This is a genomic window from Shigella sp. FC1967 (genome assembly GCF_001743005.1).
In the GTDB taxonomy this organism is placed as follows: domain Bacteria; phylum Pseudomonadota; class Gammaproteobacteria; order Enterobacterales; family Enterobacteriaceae; genus Proteus.
Genome location: NZ_MIIZ01000641.1, coordinates 1 through 5,946, shown reverse-complemented (window position 1 = coordinate 5,946; position 5,946 = coordinate 1). Strand labels below are relative to the sequence as shown.

6 protein-coding genes and 2 pseudogenes are annotated in these 5,946 nt (G+C 38.6%); 4 read left to right on the top strand and 4 right to left on the bottom strand.

From position 1 onward, the window contains the following. Positions 1-1,386 (bottom strand): methyl-accepting chemotaxis protein (locus BHE89_RS08360; RefSeq protein ID WP_286145995.1); only part of this gene is annotated, 1,386 nt, incomplete at its 3' end. A 7-nt stretch (positions 1,387-1,393) separates the two neighbouring features. Here BHE89_RS08360 and BHE89_RS08355 point away from each other — a divergent pair. Further along, complete coding sequence (locus tag BHE89_RS08355) at positions 1,394-1,531, top strand: DNA polymerase III subunit theta (RefSeq protein WP_128860400.1); 138 nt, start codon at positions 1,394-1,396, stop codon at positions 1,529-1,531. A 104-nt stretch (positions 1,532-1,635) separates the two neighbouring features. Here the strand turns inward: BHE89_RS08355 and BHE89_RS25360 are convergent. The 3 genes and pseudogenes from BHE89_RS25360 to BHE89_RS08345 all read right to left on the bottom strand — a co-directional run. Further along, positions 1,636-1,791 (bottom strand): annotated as a pseudogene (locus BHE89_RS25360) (YebF family protein); the annotation flags it as partial. 52 nt (positions 1,792-1,843) lie between these two features. Next, positions 1,844-2,026 carry a hypothetical protein gene (locus BHE89_RS25355; protein ID WP_286145994.1) on the bottom strand — a complete coding sequence of 61 codons (183 nt, stop codon included), beginning with the start codon at positions 2,024-2,026 and terminating at the stop codon, positions 1,844-1,846. A 96-nt stretch (positions 2,027-2,122) separates the two neighbouring features. Continuing rightward, positions 2,123-2,306: pseudogene (locus BHE89_RS08345) on the bottom strand (YoaH family protein). 110 nt (positions 2,307-2,416) lie between these two features. On the opposite strand from BHE89_RS08345, the gene pabB reads away from it, so the two are divergent. From pabB to BHE89_RS08330, 3 genes are all read left to right on the top strand, one after another. After that, the gene (pabB, locus tag BHE89_RS08340; protein ID WP_069367594.1) at positions 2,417-3,802 is read left to right on the top strand and encodes an aminodeoxychorismate synthase component 1; all 1,386 of its coding nucleotides are present in this window, start codon (positions 2,417-2,419) and stop codon (positions 3,800-3,802) included. Between the two features lie 81 nt (positions 3,803-3,883). Beyond that, a complete protein-coding gene (locus BHE89_RS08335) occupies positions 3,884-4,351 on the top strand; it encodes a CoA pyrophosphatase (protein WP_286138799.1) in 468 nt (155 codons plus the stop codon). Positions 4,352-4,537: 186 nt separating this feature from the next. Continuing rightward, positions 4,538-5,899 (top strand): L-serine ammonia-lyase, encoded by a 1,362-nt coding sequence (locus tag BHE89_RS08330; RefSeq protein WP_069367596.1) that lies wholly within the window; start codon positions 4,538-4,540, stop codon positions 5,897-5,899. Positions 5,900-5,946 lie beyond the last annotated feature (47 nt).

Below are 5,946 nucleotides of genomic sequence, written 5' to 3'. Positions count from 1 at the left end.
AGATGGAACTTTTGCACCCGATAACTGTAATTCTTCTGTTTGTCTTTCTAATGAAATAGCTGCCGCTGAAACTTGTTCAACTAAAGAGGCATTCTGTTGTGTTACACCATCTATTTGAGTAATAGCCACACTCACTTGACCAATACCTTTACTTTGCTCTTCAGATGCAATAGAGATTTCTTTCATTATTGATGTTACCTGTTTAACGCCTGTCAGGATATCTTCCATCGTTTTTTCCATGTCACTCACTAATCTTGCACCTTTTTTTACACGCGTTGTAGAATCAGCAATAAGGACTTCAATTTCTTTAGCGGCTTTGGCACTATCTCCAGCTAAATTACGGACTTCATTGGCGACCACCATAAATCCTCGTCCGTGTGCTCCTGCCCTTGCCGCTTCTACCGATGCATTTAAAGCGAGTATATTTGTTTGAAATGCAATGTTGTTAATAACATTGGTGATATCTGCAATCTTACTTGCGCTATTAGAAATCCCATCCATTGTCGTTACAACAGATTCAGCTAATTCATTACCTATTTCAACAGTCACTGATGCGGCTTCAGCCAATTCTCTCGCTTGATAAGCATGTTTCATATTCTGGTTAACAGCAGCGGTTATCTCTTCCATACTTGTTGCTGTTTGCTCCAATGCCGTTGCTTGCTCTTCGGTACGAGAAGCCAAGTCGTTATTCCCTTTAGCAATTTCAGATGCACCACGATAAATACTATCACTTCCCATTCGGATCGTACTTACTGCTTCATGCAAATTATTTTGCATATCATTTAATAATGGTATTAATCGCCCAGCACAGTTATTACCAAAAGGCTCTAGTGGCTGACTCAGATCACCTTTTGTAATTTTCACAAAATGTTGGCGAATACTTTCGAGTGGTTTTTGTAACATTGCAACTAAATAGCGATCAGTGAGGATCAGAATAACGCCCCCTAAAATGGCGCTAATGATAATAACAAATTGCGTCACTTCAATAAGCTGATTCACCTCTTCAATAGTGCTATCAATTTTTATATTTGCAACATTATTAAACTTTTCACTCACATTACCTAATTCACGACTCAATGCTGGAGTTACATTTTTTGCATGATGTGTATATTGCTCGATAGTCCCATTGAGTGCTAATTCCATCTGCTTTTTTACGCCTTGTTCAAAAAGCGCTTGCCATACATCCATTAGTTCTTTTGATACTGTTTCATCCATCGGCCCAGGAGAAACAGATTTCATATATGCAATCTGTTTCTCCATATTTTCCATCGCCCGTTGTGCTTGTGTAAAATCGACGTTTTTACCTTCTGCTTTCTCACCAACGAGACGATTTAATCGCGAAGTGAATCGAAAATACTGATCATTTCCCTGACTGAGTGCCGCCATTTATAATATGCCCGTTGTCGCCGAGGTCGTTTTAAGAGAACAACCTCAAGCATTTCAAGCCTTCTTTCAAGAAAGACTCGCATTTTATCGTGCAAGAAGCCAACACTATACTCGTTTACCTTATGAACCACCGGTAAAAAAATAGCCCACAATTTTCCATTATTTTGATAGTGGTAAAAAAAGAGATAAACCTAGGTTTATCTCTTTTTCTTTTCAATTAATTAGCTATAACTTACTATCACCTATCTATTATTTAGGAGAAACATAAGTGATGGTATTATTATCACAATTAACTTGAACGTTGTAACGAAGATCTGTTCTCGCCCCTCTGACATTCAATACCATCTGATAATTATTATCCATTTTAATAATTTCATTAGCATTAATACTTGCAACAGGTTTTGGTCCTAATGCATTTTTATCATCTTGCCAACGCGGTAAACGATTTTGTAAATAATCATTTTTTTACTCTTGTAACAAGTTGATTATTATCTAAATTAACGCAACTCGCAAAGGGAGCAGAACGTACAATATCTTTATTAACATTTTCGATACTTTCTGCAGATGCTCCAAAAGAAACAGCAAGTAAAAGACCTGCTCCAAGTATCCCTATTTGACCAACAAACTTGCTTAATTTCATATAACCTCCCGAAAATATCCTTTAAAACAGGATGTGTTTCCATTAAGCATAGCACATGGGTAATAACACAATTGTGACACTTGTTAAAAAAATGTTTTATTCATTTTCATCATCAAAAACGATAGAAACAGATTCACGGGTTGTATGTTTCTCTCTTAATTCTTGAGCAACTAACTGAATTGCCTCTCCACTGCTCATTCCCTCAGCCATTAGAGATTGAATTTTTTTCTACTGCTTTTTGCTGCTCTTCATGTGTTAATGTAGGCATTCCTAGAAACATAATGTTACTCTTATCTTTATTAACGTCTATTTTAGATTTACATGAATGTAATCTGTTTGATTACAATTTTGTGCGAATAATACAACACACTTTGTTTACATGGTCATAAGATGGATATGCAATTACAACAACGCGAATTAACGTATACCCCTGAGCTAGCCTTGCGAGTATTTTCCCCTATTGCGTCATTGCCTTGGTCTAGTTTACTTCATTCTGGCTTTGCCGAACATCCTCATAATCGTTTTGATATTGTTGTCTCTGATCCTGTTGTGACCTTAGAAACTCGCAAGCAAACAACAACAATTAAAGAAAAAAACGGCACACTAAAACGTTCCAAAAAAGATCCCTTCACGCTTATTCAATCTGTGTTAGAACAATTCCATTTTCACCCAGAATATAATGAGTCATTACCTTTTTTAGGCGGTGCTTTAGGTATTTGGAGCTATGATTTAGGACGTCGTTTTGAAAACCTACCTGAAATCGCGAAAAATGAACTTAATTTCGCAGATATGGCAATCGGTATTTATGACTGGGCCCTTATTGTCGATCATCACTTAAAAAAAGCGACTTTGATTAGCTATCACGATATTGATGAGCGTTTACAGTGGTTAGAAAGCCAAACATCCACAGCGCTCGATTCGCCATTCACCTTAACAAGTGATTGGCAGTCAAACATCAGTAGTGATGAATATAACGAGAAAATTGCTAAAATTCATCAATACTTACTTTCGGGTGACTGCTATCAAGTTAATTTGGCTCAGCGTTTTTCTGCAAACTATACAGGTAGTGAATGGAGTGCATTCTTAACATTAAATCAAGCAAATAAAGCACCATTCTCTTCTTTTATGTGTTTACCCAACAATTTTGTGATGAGTATTTCACCTGAACGCTTTATTCATTTAGCTGATAATAAAATAGAAACACGCCCAATAAAAGGAACACTACCGCGTAAATCATCACCAGAAGAAGATGATGAACAAGCCCAATTATTAGCAAATTCGCGTAAAGATCGCGCTGAAAACTTAATGATTGTAGATTTGATGCGTAATGATATTGGTAAAGTTGCAGTCACAGGCTCAGTAAAAGTGCCAGAGTTATTTGTTGTTGAGCGTTTTCCTGCAGTACATCATTTAGTGAGTACGATTACCGCACAATTGCCTTCTCATTTAACAGCAACTGATTTATTAAGAGCGGCTTTCCCCGGTGGTTCTATCACAGGCGCCCCAAAAATCAGAGCAATGGAAATTATCGAGGAGCTTGAACCCCATCGTCGCCATGGATACTGTGGCGCAATTGGTTATATCAGTTTTTGTGGCACCATGGATACCAATATCAGCATCCGTACTTTATTGACTGAAAAAAATAAAATTTACTGCTGGGCTGGTGGTGGTATTGTTGCTGATAGCGTTGCTGAAAAAGAATACCAAGAAACATTCGATAAACTTGGTCAAATATTAACTGTTTTAAGTGAGTCTACTATCGATGACACCCATTGATACTTTTATTAATCGCTTTCAACTCACGTTACCAAATGAAAAGGTAAATCAGCCTCTTCATGCCCCAAAATCGCAGCCGTCTTGCTGCCGATTATCAATAAACCTAGCCCAACATTATTATTAACTGAGCGTGCATCAACACTACGCTCTCATGCAGGGCAAGTCGCTTTACCCGGCGGTAAACGTGATCCTGAAGATAGCAGCCTTATTGCAACTGCACTAAGAGAAGCACATGAAGAAGTCGCTATTCCACCTAATGCCGTATCCGTTATTGGTCAATTAGCTCCTTTGCAAAGTTCTAGCGGATATTTAGTTACGCCTATTGTCGGTGTTATTCCTGCGGGTTTACCGTTACGTCATAACCCGGCTGAAGTTGCCTCTATCTTTGAAATGCCACTCAGCCATGTACTTAATGCACAACATTATCAACCATTAGATTTTCATCGTTCTGGTGAAAATCATCGTATTTATTTTTATCCTTATAATGGGCATCTCGTCTGGGGATTAACCGCCGCTATTTTGCACAAACTCGCTCTACATATTACTTAATGCGCTATTTTATATTCATCCAGTGCTTTTTATCACCGCTCTCACAACTCTACTTAGCTATTTTTAAAAAAAATGTTGTAAACTACATTATTAACGGGACGATATAATCGTAAAAACGATCCCTTTACTATAAATAACTATATTTTATTCTTTTTAACCCTCTCTCTTATTATTAAGGAGTCTGACGTGATTAGCGTTTTCGACATGTTTAAAGTGGGCATCGGACCATCTAGCTCTCACACCGTAGGGCCAATGAAAGCGGGTAAAGAATTTGTCGATGATTTAGTCAGCCAGGAATTGATTGCGTCTGTCACTCGTGTAGCTGTTGATGTTTACGGCTCCTTGTCTTTGACAGGCAAAGGTCACCATACTGATATCGCAATTATTATGGGGTTAGCCGGTAATGCACCAGCTACTGTCGATATTGATAGCATTCCCGGTTTTATTCGCGAAGTGGAAGAAACTGGCAAGCTACCACTAGCAAATGGCTTAAAAGTAGTTGATTTTCCAGCAGAAAGCATGCATTTCAGCAATGACAACTTATCATTACATGAAAATGGTATGACAATCCATGCTTTTGCGGGCGACAAAGAAGTTTATAGAAAAACATACTACTCTATTGGTGGTGGTTTTATCGTCGATGAAGAAAACTTCGGTAAATCAACATTAAATAGCAAGCCTGTATCATACCCTTATGCGAGCGCAGAAGAGTTATTAAAACACTGTAAAGAAACAGGTTTATCTATTTCTAGCTTAATGATGAAAAATGAGCTGGATCTCCATACTCAAGCAGAAATTAATGCTTACTTCGCTGATGTTTATAAAACAATGCAAGAGTGTATTGAACACGGTTTAAATACAGAAGGCGTATTACCAGGACCATTACGTGTACCTCGTCGTGCAGCCGCATTAAACCGCTTATTAACATCAAGCAACAGCCTATCAAACGATCCAATGAAAGTGGTTGATCTGATCAATATGTTTGCACTGGCTGTAAATGAAGAAAACGCAGCAGGTGGACGCGTTGTAACCGCACCAACAAATGGCGCCTGTGGTATCGTTCCTGCTGTATTAGCTTACTACGATCGTTGCATCGAACCCGTTACACAAGAAACCTATTTACGCTATTTTTTAGCATCTGGCGCAATCGGCATTCTTTACAAGATGAATGCTTCTATTTCAGGTGCTGAAGTAGGTTGCCAAGGCGAAGTTGGCGTCGCTTGTTCAATGGCTGCGGCGGGTCTTGCTGAATTATTAGGTGGAAGTCCAGAGCAAGTCTGTATTGCCGCTGAAATCGGTATGGAACACAATCTGGGGTTAACGTGTGATCCTGTTGCAGGTCAAGTTCAAGTGCCTTGTATTGAACGTAATGCTATTGCTTCAGTTAAAGCCGTTAATGCCGCACGTATGGCAATTCGTCGTACCAGCGAACCTCGCGTTTCTCTCGATAAAGTCATTGAAACCATGTACGAAACAGGTAAAGACATGAATGCTAAATACCGCGAAACATCACGCGGTGGTCTCGCAATCAAAGTACAGTGTGACTAACCCCCCTTATTTAAACGAAAAGCCATTCAATATGAATGGCTTTTTTA

Coding starts and splice junctions, on each gene's coding strand:
- pabB (WP_069367594.1), top strand. CDS start 2,417: ATGGATATGCAATTACAACAACGCGAATTAACGTATACCCCTGAGCTA.
- BHE89_RS08355 (WP_128860400.1), top strand. CDS start 1,394: ATGCCCGTTGTCGCCGAGGTCGTTTTAAGAGAACAACCTCAAGCATTT.
- BHE89_RS25355 (WP_286145994.1), bottom strand. CDS start 2,026: ATGAAATTAAGCAAGTTTGTTGGTCAAATAGGGATACTTGGAGCAGGT.